The sequence below is a fragment of the Candidatus Berkiella cookevillensis genome (assembly GCF_001431315.2).
GTDB lineage: Bacteria > Pseudomonadota > Gammaproteobacteria > Berkiellales > Berkiellaceae > Berkiella_A > Berkiella_A cookevillensis.
The window spans coordinates 1,091,578-1,109,356 of the sequence record NZ_LKHV02000001.1; the positions used below are offsets into that span (position 1 = coordinate 1,091,578).

Consider the following 17,779-nt stretch of genomic DNA (forward strand, 5'->3'; position numbering starts at 1 on the left):
ATGAGAAGAGTAGTTTTATCTGGTCTTATTTCAGTATTGGCTTGTCAGATCCCTGTCGCTAATGCTGAATTGACATGGTCAGGATTTTTAACGGCTGCGGGTGCAGCCTCTAATGTTAAATTTTTAAATACTGGGGCTGAGCCTTTATATTTAGGGTATGTCGCTAAACAGATTAGCTTTGATAAAGATTCTGTTTTAGGCATGCAGCTTGTCAAAGAAATAGATGAAAGTTTTTCTGCAACAGGACAGCTCGTTGTTGCGGGCAAAAGAGATTGGGATGTGCATGCAACACGGGCTTTTTTTAAATATAGTCCTACCGATAATTGGCATTGGAAAATGGGGCGAGTGCCTGTTGGGTATTTAATTCATTCTGAAGATGTATTTGAAACTAACAAATACCCTTGGATTACTTTGCCAGAAAGCCTCTACGATATGATACCTTTTCATTACTTGGATGGTGTCAGCGGTGGTGTAAAATATAATTTTCTAAAGAGAAATCTCAAGCTCAAAGCCACCTATGGTGCTTTAAGCGAACATACAACAACGCCTGTTACCGATGTCGATCTTAAATATAAATTACGACAATTAATCAATTTGGTTGGTACTTTTGGGGATGACGTATTAAAAATCCATGGTAGCTTCAGTGTTGGCAGATTAACATGGGGGCCTAATACTACAAATGAACTCACCAATGCTTTTATTAACAATACATTGATTGGTGGTGGATTATTAGGTTTAGACTATCAAAACTATTTAAGCGTTGTAAACGAGCGCATTCAATATCAATCGCTGGGCTATTCTCTGCAATGGAAAAAGCTTATCAGCTATTCTGAACTTTTAAGGCGTAAATCAGGCGCTGCTATTATACCAAATTTAAATGCTTGGTATGTCATGTTCGGTGTGAGACATCTTGATTTGATTCCTTATGTTAGCTTTGCTCGTCAACGTATTACAGATAATCGTACGAGACGTTTTTCAGGTGCTGTGAATACAGCTGCTTTAGCACCTATACCAGGTGGTTTAGGAAATACTCTAGATGTGGTTTTGCAAAATGTTGCAGAGGGAATGGATGGGCCTGCTGCGGGTAGTCAAAGTGCCTATACAGCGGGCATACAATGGAATGTGATAGAGAAAGTTGCAGTGAAAGCTTCTGTTGAGCATATTCATCCAGACAAAAATAGCAGTGGATTATTTAATATTGCGCCTCACAAATCAGTGAATATTTATCGCATTGGTGTAGACACTTCTTTTGAGGCATAGTTTTATAATATCTTTCTGTCATGCCAGTGAAGGCTCATATGCGTCAACTTAAGGAATTTCTGGGTTTGATATAGATATTCTTCGTTCGCAAAGCGAACATTTTTCCCTCTACCAATTTTGGGAGAGGGGCTTCGAAGAAGCGGTGAGGGTTAAATATAAAACAAAGCCTACCCACCACTCTTATTTTATCCTGTCTGAGTCAATAACCAATTTTCTATCTCATTAAAATCCTTATAGAATTCAACTTGAGATTTTATAGCATTTGGAATACTTGCAATTGTTTCAAGCCCAATGACGGGAATACCCGCAGCAAGTGCCGCTGAAATGCCTGCGTAAGAATCTTCTATCACAAGCGCTTCATGGGATTGAATATTCGCTTTTTCTAAAGCATGTAAATAGGGCATGGGATGAGGTTTATGTTGTGTTACATCTTCATTACCAATGAAAAATTCAAAATGATGTGCAATGTTTTCACGAGTAACAATTTTTTCAATTTCTATTTTACTTGCACTGGAAACGAGCCCTAATTTGAAATGTGAACTGGCATTTTTTAAGAAGCTATCACGCCCTTGATGCTTTTCAAAGCCTTCTTCAATCAACTGGATAAAAGCTTGTTTCTTCTGGTGATGCAATGCTTGAATAGAGGTATTCAACTCAAATTTGCTAATAATCGTTTGCGCATTCGTAGTATCTGATACACCAATCCATTCATTGAAGTTCATCCAGCTGGTTGGTAAGTTATGATTTTTCAGTATTTGTTCCCAAGCCTTAAAATGCTGATTTTCGCTTAATACCAGTACGCCATCCATATCAAAAAATAAATATTTATAAGGTTTGTGATTCAAGATGAGTGCTCCTATTGAAAATGATTAAAAATACTTAGGATTCTAACATTTTAATAAAAAAGTTTATTTTGTGTTATCTTTTAGCTAGTATTTTGTCTTAACCCTATTAAATTAAGTTTGGATGCTTAAATGGTTGCTAGAACAATGCCTGATTTAAATAGCATGGCTATTTTTGATTATGCAGTCACAGGAAATGTGGATGCATTTAAAAAACTCATCAATAAGCAACTTATCAGTGCTTGCGATTATTTTGGAGATAGCCTTATGCATTTGGCCGCTAGATTTGGTCATACGCAAATTTTGTCCATTTTGTTAGCTCAAGGTGCGAACGTCAATACCAATAATTACTTTAATAGTACGCCTTTGCATGAAGCTATTCAGGGTAATCAATTAGAGTCAGCGATGATTCTCATGGCTAACAATGCAGATTTAAATATGCAGGACGATAATGGTAACAGCCCCATGCATTTAGCTTGCAAACATTATGATGAGCAAATGCTCAAAATGTTGTTAAGAGAAAAGTCGAATATTAATTTGCCAAATAAAGCAGGTAAGACGCCTTTGCATTGTGCTGCGCACTATAATAATCCAGTGAGTATTAGTTTACTCGTTGATAATGGTGCCCATATTAATGCTAAAAATATTTATGGGGACACTTCTTTGCATATAGCGGCTCAAGATGGTCGAGCACATGTGCTGAAACACATTATTCGTAAAGGAGCGGATGTTCGGGCAACCAATTTGGTTGGTCGTAATGCTTTGCATTCAGCGGTGGAGTTTTGTAATGAGTTTTCTGCTTTAAAGCTCGTGACCTCTGCATTATTGAATGCAGGCGTTGATCTGAATGCTAAAGATCTCTCTGGTGCAACGGTGCTTGAGATTGCTAAGAATAAATATGATGAAGAAACTTATTTCGATTACATGGAGTATTGCAAATACCATAATAAAATGGCGCAGCTTGCGGATGAAGCAAAGCATTAAATACTCGTTTGATATTATGTCGTAAAATAAAAAAGCCTCCGTCTGGAGGCTTTTTTATTTGTGGCTTAGCACTTTTTAGTCTCTGTTGCCGCTAAAGGCAGATAGCAGGTGTAAAAGAGAAATAAACAGATTATATAAAGCAACAAACAGGCTTACAGTCGCCATAATATAATTTTTTTCTCCACCATGGATGATCTGACTGGTTTCAAACAAGATGATACCAGCGCTGAACATTACAAAGGCACCTGATAGGGCGAGTTGTAGCATAGGCATGGGGAAGAAAATTTGCACGACAATAGCTAAGAATAAAACCATTGCGCCTGCAGCTAAAAAACCAGCCATGTAGCTAAAGTCTTTGCGGGTTGTTAATGCATATGCAGACAAACCAAAGAAGATAGCACCTGTACCACCTAAGGCAGTCATAATGAGCTGATAACCGTTTGCAAAGGTATGCATGTAGGCATTGAGCATTGGCCCCAAGGTGTATCCCATAAAGCCAGTTAATGCAAATACCCCTAAAATCCCTAATGCGCTATTTTTAAAGGCCTGTATAAAAAACAACAAGCCAAAATAAACAGCTAAGGTTATAAGACCTAAGGAAGGTGCATTGGTCGCCATTGCCACACCAGCCATAACAGCACTAAATGTTAGTGACATGCCTAGTAGTAGGTATGTATTTTTAATAACAGAATTCGTGGCGAGTACCGATTCTGCTCGGGCTCTTTGTACCACTGAGGTGTCATGGGCCATATTATTACTCCTTCAAAAAAGCAATCTTAAACTAACATTATTATAACACATTCATCTATGGGAATATAAATAGGGATAGACACAAAACTTTCAAGTGCATATCATCTTTTTTTATCTATTGTATTGATTTACATGTCTTTTATTTAAATTAGCCCCATTTTATTTGTTTGGCAACATACAAAATGGTGTTGGTTTAGGTGAAATATATCTAAACTTTTTAACAGGGTATATAAAACATATTGCAATCGTGCGTAGGGTTGGGTAGACTTCCCGCTTGTTTCGGAGAGGTGGCTGAGCGGTCGAAAGCGGCGGTCTTGAAAACCGTTGAAGGGCAACCTTCCTAGGGTTCGAATCCCTACCTCTCCGCCAGCATTCATGTCACCGCTATCCTGCAAATAAGTTTATTTTATAAATTACGTAAAATAATTTTTTCTTAAAAAATAACCCTAGTCAAACGCGGTTGTATGCGTTATCTTTGAGGCAATGTATTTTTTACTTGCTACTTACCCTTGAATCCCTTTGTTCAAAATGGCCCCGAAAGGGACGTTCCGTGATGCAGAGTGAGTAGTTACCTTTTTAATTACTTAATTTGAGGATTATTGCCTTGATAACAGTACTTATCGTTGATGACCACGAACTAGTTAGAGCCGGCATACGTAGTTTGTTATCTGGGGTTAATGGCATTAAAGTTGTTGCTGAAGCCGCAAGTGGTGAAGAAGCTGTTAAACTTGCTCGCGAAAAACACCCTAATGTAATTCTAATGGATGTGCGCATGCCTGGTTTTGGTGGCTTAGAAGCTACGCGAAAAATCCTAAGAATTGATCCAGACATCAAAGTGATTGCTCTTACTGTTTATGGTGAAGAACCATTCCCCTCCAAATTGTTACAAGCAGGCGCTGCCGGTTATTTAACAAAGGGGTCGGGTTTAGATGAGATGGTGCAAGCAATACATTCCGTGCATCATGGCAAGCGCTATATCAGCCCAGAAGTTGCACAGCAACTTGCTTTGAAGCATTTATCAGATGATAAAGCATCTCCTTTTGACTCTCTCTCTGAGCGTGAATTACAAGTGATGATTATGATCACCAGTGGTTTGAAAGTTCAGGAAATCTCAGACAAGCTTTGCTTAAGTCCAAAAACAGTGAATAGCTATCGTTATCGATTATTCGATAAATTAAATGTGCACAGTGACGTTGAATTGACACATTTAGCGATTAGACATGGCATTTTGGATTCTGAAAAATTAGAATCTGAGGAAGAAGCAATTCTTTAGTCTTTTTCTGCTGTACCCCTTTTAATGTTTGATTATAAAACATTCCTAAATACCGTTCCAACTCGCCCTGGCGTCTATTGCATGAAAGACGCTGAGGGCAAGGTGTTGTATGTGGGAAAAGCAAAAGATCTTAAAAAACGCCTGAGTAGTTATTTTCATCGTGATCTCCCTGAAATAAAAACACAACGCCTCGTTGAAAAAATATTCAAAATTGAATTAACAGTTACTGCAAGCGAAAAAGAGGCGCTGCTACTTGAAACCTCACTCATTAAATCCCTTAAACCGCGTTATAATGTTATTTTTAGAGATGATAAATCTTATCCCTATTTGTTCTTATCTAAACATGAATATCCACGCTTAATTTATTGTCGCGGTAAACAAAAGGAAAAGGGGACTTTCTTTGGCCCTTATCCCAGTGCTTTGGCAGTGAAAGAGACACTCAATTTGCTGCAAAAAAACTTTCAAATTCGACAATGTGATGATTTATTTTTTAAGTCTCGTTCACGGCCTTGCTTGCAGTATCAGATCAAGCGTTGTTCTGCACCTTGTGTCGGTTATATTGGGCCCCAGCCCTATAACGAAGAGGTTAAAAAACTTGAATTATTCTTAACGGGTAAAAATAATGAAATGATTCAGAAATTTGTAGCGGAGATGGTTGCTGCTTCAAATAATTTGGAGTTTGAAAAAGCAGCGAGCATTCGCGATCAGATTATTAGCTTAAGAACGGTATTCGATCAACAAAGTATTTATGGGGGTGCACAGAATTTAGATGTGTGCGCCATTGTAGGTGAACATGGACAAGCGTGCATTCATTATTTATTGATTCGCGAAGGAAGAATTCTTGCCAGCCAATCTTATTTTACCAAACAGTTTGATAATCTCAATTTATCTGAAATTTTAAGAATGTTTATTGTGCAAGGTTATATTAACCAAGAAAATAAAAATTGGCCAAATGAAATTATCACCAATGAAACAATGGAAGATGTCGAATTAATCGCAGAAACTTTGACACAATTTGCAAAGCGCACCATACGAATTTCTGTGGCAAAAAGAGGGGATAAAGTCAATTGGCTAAAGCTTGCTGTTGAAAATGCAAAGACCAATTTACACCGTAGACTTAACCAGTCTAATTTATATATCAAACGCTTTGAAAGCCTGAAAGAATTATTAAGCTTAGAAGAGTGTAAACGAATGGAATGTTTTGATATTTCTCATACTCAAGGTGTAGAAACGCGTGCATCTTGTGTGGTATTTAATCAAGATGGTCCTGACAAGTCTGCCTATCGTATCTACCAAATAGAATCAGCGACGAATGATGATTATCAGAGTATGGTAGAAGTACTGACGCGTCGATATTTAAAATTAAAAGAAAAAAATGATTCTCTACCAGATTTGGTTATCATTGATGGTGGAAAAGGGCAATTGAATTGTGCACGACAAGTATTTGCAGAATGCCAGATAACCGGCGTTAAATTACTCGCCATTGCAAAAGGCGAGAAGCGAAAACCTGGCTTGGAAACACTCTTTATTTTAGACGGTGAGGAAATTGCGGAGGTAAGCCTTGTACCTCATCATCCTGCTTTACATATTTTGCAACAGATCCGCGATGAGGCACATCGTTTCGCCATTTCCAAGCATCGACAAGCACGCGCTAAAAAATCTCAATCATCTGTTTTGGATGATATTCCCGGTATCGGTGAAAAGCGAAAATTAAATTTAATTCAGTATTTTGGTGGTTTGCAAGAATTGCTTGCTGCCAGTGAAGAGGCGATTCAGCGTGTACCTGGCATGAGTGCAAGCTTGGCGGCAACCGTATATCAGGCATTGCATCCTAAATAATAACCATAATTTTTTCTTTTCCAAAGAGCATAAAACTGTTTTTTAGCCCTGTCTAAGAACACATCTGACATATACACGTTATATAGTTGCATTTACAAATGATTCGCTCAATATCGAAAGTTGCTAATCTATTGTAATCTCTATTATTTCTCAAAAATAAAAATTGGCATAAATAAAAATTGGCACGAACTTTTACTGATCATTAGTCGTCTCTACTATAAAATCATTGTATTTTTTAAGGTTTATCATGAATGATCAAAAAAATGCCAATTCCTCTGGAAATGAAAGAACCGTACTCACCAAAACAGAGCAAGTCTTAGATGCCTTAAATTCCTTACCCGATTCTAATCTTGGGAAAGGAGTTGGAGCAATTTGTGATTTTTCCGAACATGTTACAATGGGTATTCTCTCCTATGCAAGGAATAGATATGCAGCCAACATTATAGAAACCACAAAAAATGAGGACCTGAATAATAGAGAGAAAGCTTTAGCAATTGGTATGCAAGGCATTGCAGTAGCTCCTGCATATGCTCAAATTGTAAGATGTGCTGTGCCTATTCCTGCTGTACAAGGTATTGCCTCTATTTCCAGTGTAATAGGCGATTTTACAGACTATAAGCTAGATAAAAGAAAAAGAGATAGATTGCGCGCTAAGCAAATTACGAAATCAGAATTGCTTGAAATCATGCGTAAACTGCCAGACGATAGAAAAAGCGTGTATCAACATTATTTGTTTAGTCAATCAGTTATTTACGATGCACTGTATAATTATCGAAAGATAATTATGAATAATGCAGAACTTACACCAATCTACAAGTCAGAAAAAATTGAAATTATCAATAAATTAATCACTGGTCTAGCGAATGAATCTGATGTGCAAAATGAATTGATAGCCTTTCAATCGTTAAAGTCAGATTTGGAATATCATATTAATGATTGGAATCAAGATCGCATAGAGAAAAGTGATTATGAACATACTATTCTTGATATCGACGTTGCTATATCTTTGATTACAGAATATGAGAAAGGCCGAGTTGAGTTTGATCTTAGAAGAAAAAAATTCCCTGAAATCAAGGAAAAAATGCAGCAATATCATGATCTTCATAAAAAAATATTTTCTCAAGATTTGCCAATTTTTTCTAAAAATAAAATACTTGAGTTAACTGAAAATCCCTCACTGTTGAATGAAGGAGAAATAAGTTTGCTGAGAGCGAGTATGATGAATCATCATTTGAACTCTAGTCCTAAAAAGCAGCTTGAGTTACTTGATGCTGATATGAGTAATAGAGTTTCAAAAGTCGTTTTGAACAAGCAAGATTATGATAATGTTGATATTTTTATTAAGCAGCCACGTGTGATTTTAGGTCTATTAGAGCAAGCAAGAGAATACATTAATGTCAATCAAGAGTTATCAATTGCTGAAAAAGAAGCTGCGGTCATCAAATTAAATGATGAAATTAAGCGAATGACTATACTATTAATGTCTGCCCCAAATGAGAATATTCATTTTGATTTTGAAAGAATAGATCCAGAACTACGTAGTATTTTTGAACGTTCAGCAGAAGCACAAGGCGATTATTTTTATTTGGAAAATTTGAAAAATCAGATAATAAGATATGAGCAAGCTCAACAAGCATTTCTTGATATTTTTTCTTCACAAGTGCTGCATGAAGGAAGAAGTGAAAATGTTGTAGAGAATCTTAAAAAATCTATTTTAATGCATAAAGATGTATCTTTAGTACAATACAGTCAAAGCTTGGTTTCTCCTTATGAAAATATGAGTATGGATACAGTAAATAGCACACCTGTTATTACACCTAGCGCCTTAAAAAAGATTGAGGTTTCAGTAGTAAAAATTGTTTTAGATGCACTAAACCAAAATGCAGAATTTGATAATTTATCATTAGATGATCAAAAGAGTTTTCTTAATTCATTGGTTACCAAAACTATTTTGGAATCTGTATTGACAAAAGAAGGATTAGAAAGATATCAAATGGAACAAGCAAGCTTTAGGCATAAAACTCAACTCTCTAATGAGTTAAATTCGATTTATCAAAAGCAAACAGAGGTTGCAAATGAACTTATTAGTGGTATTTATGAGAGGTCACAGTTAGAAAAATCTGTTGTAGTACATAAGGGAATAATAGTAACAGATATTGGAATGATGATAGCTAGCCTTGTTGGAACCGTTGTTCCTCCTCTTGCTGTAATAACAGCACCAGCTGTTTCTGTTGCTTCTATTGGCATAGAGGGAGCTAAGATAGGGCTTCATGTGCATGATGTTAGAACCCAGCGTAAGATAGAGCAATCAAAAACACCAGAAGAAGTTATGAGCTTATCTAGTAAAACAAAAAAGAGTATTACGCCTTATAAACAACTTAGCTCAGATACTGGTGCTAATAAAGTAGTCGAACCTGGTGCAGAGTTGACGGAAGTAAGGAAATCGCCAAGACCTCAGAAATAGGATAGACCATGGCGAAATAAAAACTAAAAACTCATATACATTTTGTCTATGGTGTAAAGATATCTGATTTTTTTGTGTGTGATAATTATGTTAAACATTTCTTGGATCTGCCATTGTAAAAACAACACCCAAATGAAAAGAAGTGGCACTCTTATAAGGTGAAATATCAAAAGGAACGTGCGTTTCATCAGCCCCCAAAATATTAACACGTTTGGTTTGATCCCAAATAACCATGCCACGAAATCCTAAGAACCACCAAGGATTGTATTGTGTGCCTAAGCCAATGCGTGCTGAGTATTTGGTTTTTGCATTTTGTGATATTTCAAGGCGTTGCCCACCCGTTACATAAAACATATGTACATCTGGCTCTAAGCGAGAAATACCTAATAAACCCAAGATTTCAACATCTTTCATGACAGGCCAATAAAACATGCTGCTTAAATGGAATGCCTTAAAACGAACATCCACGGTAGAAGCATTTCCTAATGGCTCTACTGTAGGCTTTAGGAAGGTTTCATTTCCATTAAATACATGTGATTTTTCTTTGCTGATAGATTGATCGTAACCAAAATCAATGCCAAAAAAGCCATTAATACGCGTGCCTAAATAGAAAGACATACCACTACTGATATCAGGAAAAACATGATCCAATGGTCTAGGGAGATCATTATTGAGGCTTGCGCCCCAGTATTTCCAATCAACCCCCATATGTGGGCTTAAATAGACTGCTTGGGCTTGAAATGTGCTTAATAGAAATAAAACTAAGCTAAATCTTATATATTTTTGCATCTAACTACCCTGTAAATTTAGTTTATGGTCTATTGTGGCGGTCTCCCTGAGATCAGTCAACTATCAGTATATCAAGCTGACTTTATAACTATTTTTGAGACGGCTTCTAGCCTTTTTTTACTGCGTGTATTTTAGTATCTACAGCATTGTTGTTAGCAACGGTTGTTGCTTTTAAAGGTAATGTCAAATATTTGCCAACTTGGATTGTATCGTTGGATAGTTGATTTAAAGTTTTTAGCGTTTGAATTGTTGTTGCATATTGTTGCGCAATTTTACTTAAACTGTCGCCAGGTTGAATTTTATGTTTTGCTGCATGGGGGCTGGGTATTGCGGGCACATTTGTGAGTAAATCATTAAAATTTTCAGCAACATGTACAGGGACACATAGTTCGTATGGCCCATTGGGATTCATCTTTTTGTTGTAAAAGCCAGGATTTAAATTTGCTAATTTTTTCTCTGGCATATTTGCCATCAGGGCAGCTTGTTTGAGATCAACCGCTTTGCCAATATCAATATGTGTAAAATAAGGCTGGTTGAGAATATTGGGGAGTACAACACCATATTTACTAGGTGTTTTGATAATGCTGACGATAGCCATCAATTTAGGAACATAGTCTGCCGTTTGTTGAGGTAAATTTAGCTCCCAGAAATCTGTCGCTTTATTCATTTTTTTGTTTTTATTAATGGCACGTGTTACACGACCTTCACCAGAATTATAGGCAGCAAGCGCTAATAGCCAATCTCCGTTGTAACGTTGATGTAAATATTTAAGATGGCGTAATGCTGCATTTGTAGAGAGAGCAATGTCCTGACAACCATCGAACCACGCATCACGTGAAAGTCCGTAATCTAAGCCTGTTTCTGGCATAATTTGCCAAAGCCCACGTGCACCACTTGCGCTTTGGGCTGTTGGGTTGAAGGTGCTTTCGATCATGGGGAGTAAAGCAATTTCTGCTGGCATCTCATGTGTTTCAACAGTTTCGGCAATATAATGTAAATAAGGCCGAGCATTATTTACCATTTCATTAAAGTGAATTTGTGATTTTGTATAACGTTTTATATAAAATTGTACGCGAGGATCATTTTCATGATTGGGTAATGAAAATTGTTCTCTTAATCGATTCCAGAGTAAAGCAGGTTGTTGCGCGCGAATGTTGTTATGGTTGGTAGATACGCTATGTTTAAAAGGTTTAGAAAAAGCATTTTTAAAAGCATTAAATGTGCTGCTATGTGGTTCTGCTTGTATAGAGTGAGACCAAGTAGTAAACACAAGAAGTATGGTTAGCAGTGTTGCAAAGTGGCCTTTCAGTGAAAATAAGTAGCGCATTAAGTATATTTTTTATTATATTAAGCAGATGTTCTGACAAAATTTATGATCTAATAGTAAATAAAATTTACTATTAGGGCAAGAAATATATGTTTTTTTAGCGGAAAAATAGTGCTCAGCAAAATTAACATAAAAAATCAAGATATTATGCTTTGAAATGATCTTTCATGCTTCGAACTTCAGTGAAAAAATCAACAGGGGAACTTAGTTCCTTTCCTGTCAGCAAAGTAATCTGATTTTGAAATTCAAGTAGATGACATTTTAAGAAAGGATTAAAGGTTTTCTCATCCCTTAAGCGGCTGGGGAGGCTGGCTTTATTAGCTACCCTGAGAGCTGCAATTTCTAATGCTTTGGTTCTGAGCAGTTTGTTATCAGGCTCTAAGCTAAGCGCAAAGGCTAAATTATTTAGGGTATACTCATGTCCACAATAGATTAAAGTATCATCATCCAGGCTAGCTAGCTTATTTAATGAGTCATACATTTGTTGAGGTGTACCTTCAAAAATTCTGCCGCAACCCGCAGAAAATAAAGTATCGCCACAAAACAATATACCTTCACCGGCATAAGCAATATGATCTAAAGTATGACCTGGTATCGCCATGACAGAAAGCTTGAGTTCTTGGGCTTCAAGTGTGACAAACATACCATCCTCAATAATGTTTGTTATTTGATAAACTGATCTATTGGGTCCATAGACAGGGACATTTGGGAAATGTTCCAATAGTTGAGTGATACCATTTGTATGATCCCAATGTCTATGTGTAATTAAAATGGCATTTAAACTGAGCTGTGATTTTTGAAGATACTGAAGCACAGGTTCAGCATCGCCTGGATCGACGACTGCAACCTGAGAATCATTTAGACTATGTATAGCCCAGATGTAATTATCTGCAAAAGCAGGGATTGGAACAATTTTATTCATTTAACTAATTATTGTGTTGTCACCTAAATTATGGTAACAGAAAATACATACAAAAACGCCTGGTACAGTCATGGCTCTGGTTTTAGATTGGCAGAGGCAGAAAAAGCTGAATTGGATGAGATTCTGCCGTGCTTGCATGGATATCATTTAATACAACTGAGTGAACAAGGATTATCCCATTACATGAGTGGCAGTTTAATTTCACATCGTGTGTTGGTGCATCCTACTGTTACGACTGCGGGGCAAAAAAATAAAGTAAAGGCAGAACTGGATAGTTTACCTTTTAAGTCAGAATCTGTGGATGTTGTTGTATTACTTCATACTTTAGAACAAGTGCGTAATCCACATGAAATACTAAGAGAAGTACATCGGATTTTAATACCAGAAGGCTACTTGGTGATAACAGGTATCAACCCCCTTAGTTGTTGGGGGCTTTGGTATAGTTGGAAAAAAATGCTAGGGAAAATAGCAAGAGCAGGGCATTTATTAGGATTGACTCGCTTGAGAGATTGGCTAAAATTGCTTAATTTTCAAGTAACGGGGGGTAGGTTATTTTATTATCGTCCACCGATTCTCAGTCAGAATATGATACAGAAAACAGAAAAAATTGAAGAAATAGGCAGAAAGTATTGGCCGTTTTTAGGCGGTGCTTATAGCATCGTCGCGGTAAAACGCGTTATACCCTTAACCTTAATGCGTGCAAAATGGAAAACAGAAAAGCAAGTGTGGTTAGAGACAGAAACGATCGCAAAACCAAGTGCAAATAGATTTAGCACGCCAAAAACCTGCATGAATGAGCAAAAGAATGACAAATAATGAAAAAAGCTTAAATACTATGAAACAAGTGACTTGTTATTCTGATGGTGCATGCTCAGGTAATCCAGGTCCAGGAGGATGGGCTGTTTTGGTACGCTATAAAGAAAATGAAAAAATTTTCTCAGGCGGTGAGTTGAACACCACCAATAATCGCATGGAGTTACTGGCAGCCATTGAAGGTTTAAAAGCCCTCAAGGAATCATGCAAAGTCGTGATGGTTACTGACTCTGAATATGTCAAAAATGGCATTACAGAATGGATTGCTAAATGGAAGCAAAATGGTTGGCGAACAGCAAATAGAAAAGATGTTAAAAATGTTGATTTGTGGCAATTGTTAGATGAACAAGTGCAAAGGCATAGTGTAAGTTGGCAATGGGTAAAAGGTCATAGTGGGCATCCAGAAAATGAGAGAGTTGATCAAGCCGCCAGAGATGCTGTTAAAACCATTAGAGATAAGCAATAAATGAGACAGATTATTTTAGATACAGAAACAACTGGATTATCTCCAGAACAAGGGCATCGGGTCATTGAAATTGGTTGTGTTGAAATGATGCATCGGCGATTAACCGGCAAAACCTTTCATGTCTATTTGAACCCAGAGCGTGAAGTTGATAAAGGCGCTTTTATGGTTCATGGTATCAGTAATGATTTTTTGAAAGATAAGCCATTGTTTCATGAGATCGTAGATGAATTTACAATTTTTATAAAAGATGCTGAGCTTATTATCCATAATGCGCCTTTTGATGTTGGCTTTTTAGAAAGTGAATTCAAGCGTGCCAATCTAAAAGCATGGGAAGATTTATCTTCACAATGCACAGTAACAGATACATTGGCTATGGCGAGAAAAAAACATCCTGGTCAAAAAAATAATCTTGATGCTTTATGTAAGCGTTATCAAGTCAATAATCAACACCGTGAAAAGCACGGTGCCTTATTAGATGCTGAGATCTTAGCAGATGTTTATTTGGCTATGACAGGAGGGCAGTCTAAACTTGATCTAGACAGCAGCAATACAAGCCAAGCAACACAAACAGAACAAGAGAAGGTATTGACGACTATGATAAGTGATTTACCAATACGTTCAGCCAATGAATCAGAATGTGAGTTGCATGCTGCGTTTTTACAAAAAATGAAAGATAAGTATAGAGTTGAGCCACTTTGGGAGCTTGAACCTTAGCTCTGTTATTTCCATCGTGTCCACGCGCCGCTATATAGTGAAGAGTATATACAGACTACTTTCACAGTTTAGCCTTAGATGTGTTTCATGAGCGCTATAAATTTGTCTGCATTACTGAGGGATAGCTAAAATTATATTAAAGCAAATCTAAACATTCACTATATTTTTGTGTCCTCATACCATCACGTTTTAATTATCCTTACTTTATAATTTTTCTTAAGTCTAGATATTTCTCTTGGTTCTGTTGCTGCATTTAAAAACAGCCTATTTTTTCTGTGTAATTTCTACACATCTTTATTCGTAGCGTATCCAATTTTAAATGAACAAAAATTAAAAATTGTTTTCTAAACTAAAAACGGTAGCTCGTAGTATTAAACAATTTAAATTGTGTATGCACGTATTGACGTTATATATACATCAGCTAAAAAGGGTTGTATAAGATGAAAAGAACTGGTCCAGAAAGTACTAAAAATAATCGAACTAACGAAGAGAAAACTGAAAGGAGTGAGCAAGCATTAGAAAAATATATCCAGGCTAATCTAGATGGTAATTTAGAAATAGTTGCGTCTTTATACGAGTCTTCTGGCATTCTGCATGAACAAGAAAAATTAAGAAAAGCTTCTCCTGGACTTTATAGTACAGACATGAATTATATTCATGAGCCTTACTGGAGTTATAATTTCCCACAATTGAAAGCCTATGGGCAGAGAATAGTCAAGAGAATCCAACCCTATTTTATTGATGAGACGCTTGTTAATACAGCAAATGGAGAGGTCAACGTTAAAGGTGAAAAGATTAAAGTCAGACCTATTAGGGAATTTGGTCGTGTTTTACCTCTTTTGTATTTACAAGAACAACTGGCCAAGACAAACAAAAGTAACCTTGCTGTTCCAAGGTTGTTCATCGTGCCTAATAACGTAGAAGACGTACACTTTAATTTTTCATTACCTTATCTTGATAAGGAACATCGTAGACTAGTATTAGATTCAGGGAGCAATATCCTGACAGTAGAAAGTGACAGCTTCACGATTTATCAAGAATATATAGAAGGATCTGGATATGTAGGTGATATGTCATTTATGTATTACGGACATACAGACTTTAATGCAAAGCAAGTGATTAAAAGTAAAAAAACAGAAAAAAATTATTTAATTGACACAAAAGAAGGAAAAAATTTTTTTATTGCACCTTTTAATCCAATGAAAGATGGCTTCTATAGCTATTGGTATATGAATGCCGGAAGAAGCTTGCCACAAAATCCTGATGAGTTTCAAAAATGGCAGCTCACACAACAAACATTGATATTAAGAGCAAAAGCATTGCACTTTCCTATTGATTTGAAAAATATGGATGTAAATATTGGGAAATTGAGTGAATTGACTCTCGATGAAGTGCAGGTGCCACAACATAGTGTGATGTTTGATGAAAGTGAACCATACTTTTCAGAACCTGAGTTGAATTTAGTAAGATATTTAAAGATTGGTCGATATGATTTGTTTTTAAGTCTATTGTCAAAAGATCCAAATCAATCAGTTTTTCATGTATTGAAGCCAGAACTTTTTAATCCTTATAAGACTTTAGTTGAATTAATGTTAGATTTATTGCGTCATTCATATTTAGAGAATAATGAAGAAAATTCAAATAATATTTGTGATATACTAGATATTCTAATTCCCAGAATAAAGATTAGCACAGCGCAAGAACAATTAAAATTATTCACCTTAATAGCATCAAAGAGAGAAGATCACTCAGTAAATAAATTAAACTATGCGCGTGGAGCACAATATCTAAAACATTTATTAAAAAACCAAGAAAATCCATCTGAAGAGCTTTTGTTGCAAGCTGCTATCAGTAAAGATGTCGTAGAGCACCAGGATATGGATTTATTGGAAATGGTTTTAGAATATTCAAATAGGCATATCATCGAATCTTTGGTAAATGAAATGCTTGCTCCAAGTCTGATGGGGCCATTCTCAAAAGTACCTGAAGAGCAACTGCGAATACCTATTCGCTCTTTGCTGAATACCTTAAATATTCTTTCTGATAAAACAGTGGCCAGAATATTTACACTTAATAAAAAAGATCTAATAGATGAGATCTTTAATAAAGAATTTAATGCTGGATCGGCTTTATTTTTGGTTGCAGGAATTATAGATGAACCCTCTCAATCTCATATTAGACATCTTCTTGGTAAAAGTAGGGATGTTAATTGGTATTGGTATCAGATTGCAAAAAAAATCTTAGCAAGAAATCCACCACCTGAAGACATTGATAAAACAATTGCTTATGCATTAACCAATGGTAAAGTTCTATTGTTAGAGTTAATGCTTAAACAAAAACCAGTATATACTCCTAAAGCAGATGAAGTTATAAAAGAATTGCTGAGTAGCCCGTATCATGGAAATCATATATTTGAAAACGCAATTCAATCTCAAAGTATATTGTTGATCAGCATGTTTTTAGAGCATGGTAAATCAATAGAAATCCATCAATTTCGACAAGCGCTACAAACAAGAAACGATGATATGTTGAGCGTAATGATTCGTTCGGGAAATTTACAAAATCCAGTTTCTGCTTTAAAAGAAGCTATTTATTATAGGAATATAAATGCGATTCGCCTGCTTGTTAAGGATAAGAAAAATATTACAGGTGATGTTTGTTTTGATGCAATCATGACCAAAGACGAAGTCGTCATTAATATTATGAGAGATGCATTGTCTAACGTCAAAAGTGTAATGAGTCAATCTCAAGTAGATCAAATATTTAAGGACAAAAAAGCAGCTAAAAATCTTATTGAAAGCAAAATTGATTTAGACAAAGCCTTGTTTTCTGCTGTAGAAAAAATTGATGACCCTTGTCATACGCAGATTAGATTTATTATGAATAATAAAAGGCCAATTGATTATGATTGGTATGAATTCGTCGAGAGTATTTTAGAAAAAAATCCTTCAGAAGCAGGCATTGATCAAGCAACAGCTTATGCACTTAATAATTCTAAAATATCGATTTTGGAAAAATTACTGAAAATGAAACCTTCACCCTCTCCGAAAACTGACAAAATATTAAATGATATTTTAAATAGTCCTTATAGCGGAGATCTTCTCCTTGAAAATGCGATAAAGGCAAATGGTAAATGTGTTGTAGGATTGTTGTTGAGTCATGGTAAAAAGGCTACCCCATATCAATGCAGCCTAGCTTATGAACCTGAGATGAAAGAGTTGCTAGAAGCACAATATTTAATTTCAAAACGAAGAGCTTTAAAAAAGAATTGATTTTACCTATAGACTGTCTGGGAAATAGTAGTTTTGCTTTCTTTGTCATGCCAGCCAGGGCGCT

General features: G+C 36.1%; 14 protein-coding genes and 1 tRNA gene. 10 read left to right on the top strand and 5 right to left on the bottom strand.

Features of this window, described 5'->3' with window-relative positions; all coding sequences use genetic code 11:
- The gene (locus tag CC99x_RS04750; protein ID WP_057623158.1) at nt 1-1,260 is read left to right on the top strand and encodes a hypothetical protein; all 1,260 of its coding nucleotides are present in this window, start codon (nt 1-3) and stop codon (nt 1,258-1,260) included.
- 185 nt (nt 1,261-1,445) lie between these two features.
- On the opposite strand, the gene CC99x_RS04755 is transcribed toward CC99x_RS04750, so the two are convergent.
- A complete protein-coding gene (locus CC99x_RS04755; protein WP_057623156.1) occupies nt 1,446-2,105 on the bottom strand; it encodes an HAD family hydrolase in 660 nt (219 codons plus the stop codon).
- A gap of 129 nt (nt 2,106-2,234) precedes the next feature.
- Here CC99x_RS04755 and CC99x_RS04760 point away from each other — a divergent pair, with 129 nt between their 5' ends.
- On the top strand, nt 2,235-3,086 hold the full coding sequence (locus CC99x_RS04760; RefSeq protein ID WP_057623153.1) for an ankyrin repeat domain-containing protein: 852 nt from the start codon (nt 2,235-2,237) through the stop codon (nt 3,084-3,086).
- 75 nt (nt 3,087-3,161) lie between these two features.
- Here CC99x_RS04760 and CC99x_RS04765 read toward each other — a convergent pair whose 3' ends face one another.
- The gene (locus CC99x_RS04765) at nt 3,162-3,836 is read right to left on the bottom strand and encodes a Bax inhibitor-1/YccA family protein (RefSeq protein ID WP_057623151.1); all 675 of its coding nucleotides are present in this window, start codon (nt 3,834-3,836) and stop codon (nt 3,162-3,164) included.
- Between the two features lie 281 nt (nt 3,837-4,117).
- Here CC99x_RS04765 and CC99x_RS04770 point away from each other — a divergent pair.
- From CC99x_RS04770 to CC99x_RS04785, 4 genes are all read left to right on the top strand, one after another.
- Nucleotides 4,118-4,205 (top strand) — tRNA-Ser (locus CC99x_RS04770).
- Nucleotides 4,206-4,440: 235 nt separating this feature from the next.
- Nucleotides 4,441-5,109 (top strand): UvrY/SirA/GacA family response regulator transcription factor, encoded by a 669-nt coding sequence (gene uvrY, locus CC99x_RS04775; RefSeq protein ID WP_057623149.1) that lies wholly within the window; start codon nt 4,441-4,443, stop codon nt 5,107-5,109.
- Nucleotides 5,110-5,133: 24 nt separating this feature from the next.
- A complete protein-coding gene (gene uvrC, locus CC99x_RS04780; protein WP_077065321.1) occupies nt 5,134-6,948 on the top strand; it encodes an excinuclease ABC subunit UvrC in 1,815 nt (604 codons plus the stop codon).
- Nucleotides 6,949-7,195: 247 nt separating this feature from the next.
- Nucleotides 7,196-9,412 (top strand): hypothetical protein, encoded by a 2,217-nt coding sequence (locus tag CC99x_RS04785; RefSeq protein WP_057623145.1) that lies wholly within the window; start codon nt 7,196-7,198, stop codon nt 9,410-9,412.
- Between the two features lie 90 nt (nt 9,413-9,502).
- Here the strand turns inward: CC99x_RS04785 and CC99x_RS04790 are convergent, their stop codons facing one another.
- The 3 genes from CC99x_RS04790 to gloB all read right to left on the bottom strand — a co-directional run bounded on the left by CC99x_RS04790 (nt 9,503) and on the right by gloB (nt 12,450).
- The gene (locus CC99x_RS04790) at nt 9,503-10,201 is read right to left on the bottom strand and encodes a hypothetical protein (RefSeq protein ID WP_057623143.1); all 699 of its coding nucleotides are present in this window, start codon (nt 10,199-10,201) and stop codon (nt 9,503-9,505) included.
- A 106-nt stretch (nt 10,202-10,307) separates the two neighbouring features.
- Nucleotides 10,308-11,528 carry a transglycosylase SLT domain-containing protein gene (locus tag CC99x_RS04795; protein WP_057623141.1) on the bottom strand — a complete coding sequence of 407 codons (1,221 nt, stop codon included), beginning with the start codon at nt 11,526-11,528 and terminating at the stop codon, nt 10,308-10,310.
- Nucleotides 11,529-11,673: 145 nt separating this feature from the next.
- Nucleotides 11,674-12,450 carry a hydroxyacylglutathione hydrolase gene (gene gloB / locus CC99x_RS04800; RefSeq protein ID WP_057623139.1) on the bottom strand — a complete coding sequence of 259 codons (777 nt, stop codon included), beginning with the start codon at nt 12,448-12,450 and terminating at the stop codon, nt 11,674-11,676.
- Nucleotides 12,451-12,480: 30 nt separating this feature from the next.
- Here gloB and CC99x_RS04805 point away from each other — a divergent pair, with 30 nt between their 5' ends.
- The 4 genes from CC99x_RS04805 (at nt 12,481) to CC99x_RS04820 (ending at nt 17,715) form a co-directional block, all read left to right on the top strand.
- Entirely contained in the window at nt 12,481-13,266 is a 786-nt protein-coding gene (locus CC99x_RS04805) for a class I SAM-dependent methyltransferase (protein WP_057623136.1), read from the top strand.
- A gap of 19 nt (nt 13,267-13,285) precedes the next feature.
- Nucleotides 13,286-13,729, top strand: coding sequence for a ribonuclease HI (gene rnhA / locus CC99x_RS04810; RefSeq protein ID WP_057623233.1), 444 nt, complete (start codon nt 13,286-13,288; stop codon nt 13,727-13,729).
- The gene (gene dnaQ, locus CC99x_RS04815) at nt 13,730-14,443 is read left to right on the top strand and encodes a DNA polymerase III subunit epsilon (protein ID WP_057623134.1); all 714 of its coding nucleotides are present in this window, start codon (nt 13,730-13,732) and stop codon (nt 14,441-14,443) included.
- A gap of 440 nt (nt 14,444-14,883) precedes the next feature.
- Nucleotides 14,884-17,715 carry a hypothetical protein gene (locus tag CC99x_RS04820; protein ID WP_057623132.1) on the top strand — a complete coding sequence of 944 codons (2,832 nt, stop codon included), beginning with the start codon at nt 14,884-14,886 and terminating at the stop codon, nt 17,713-17,715.
- Nucleotides 17,716-17,779 lie beyond the last annotated feature (64 nt).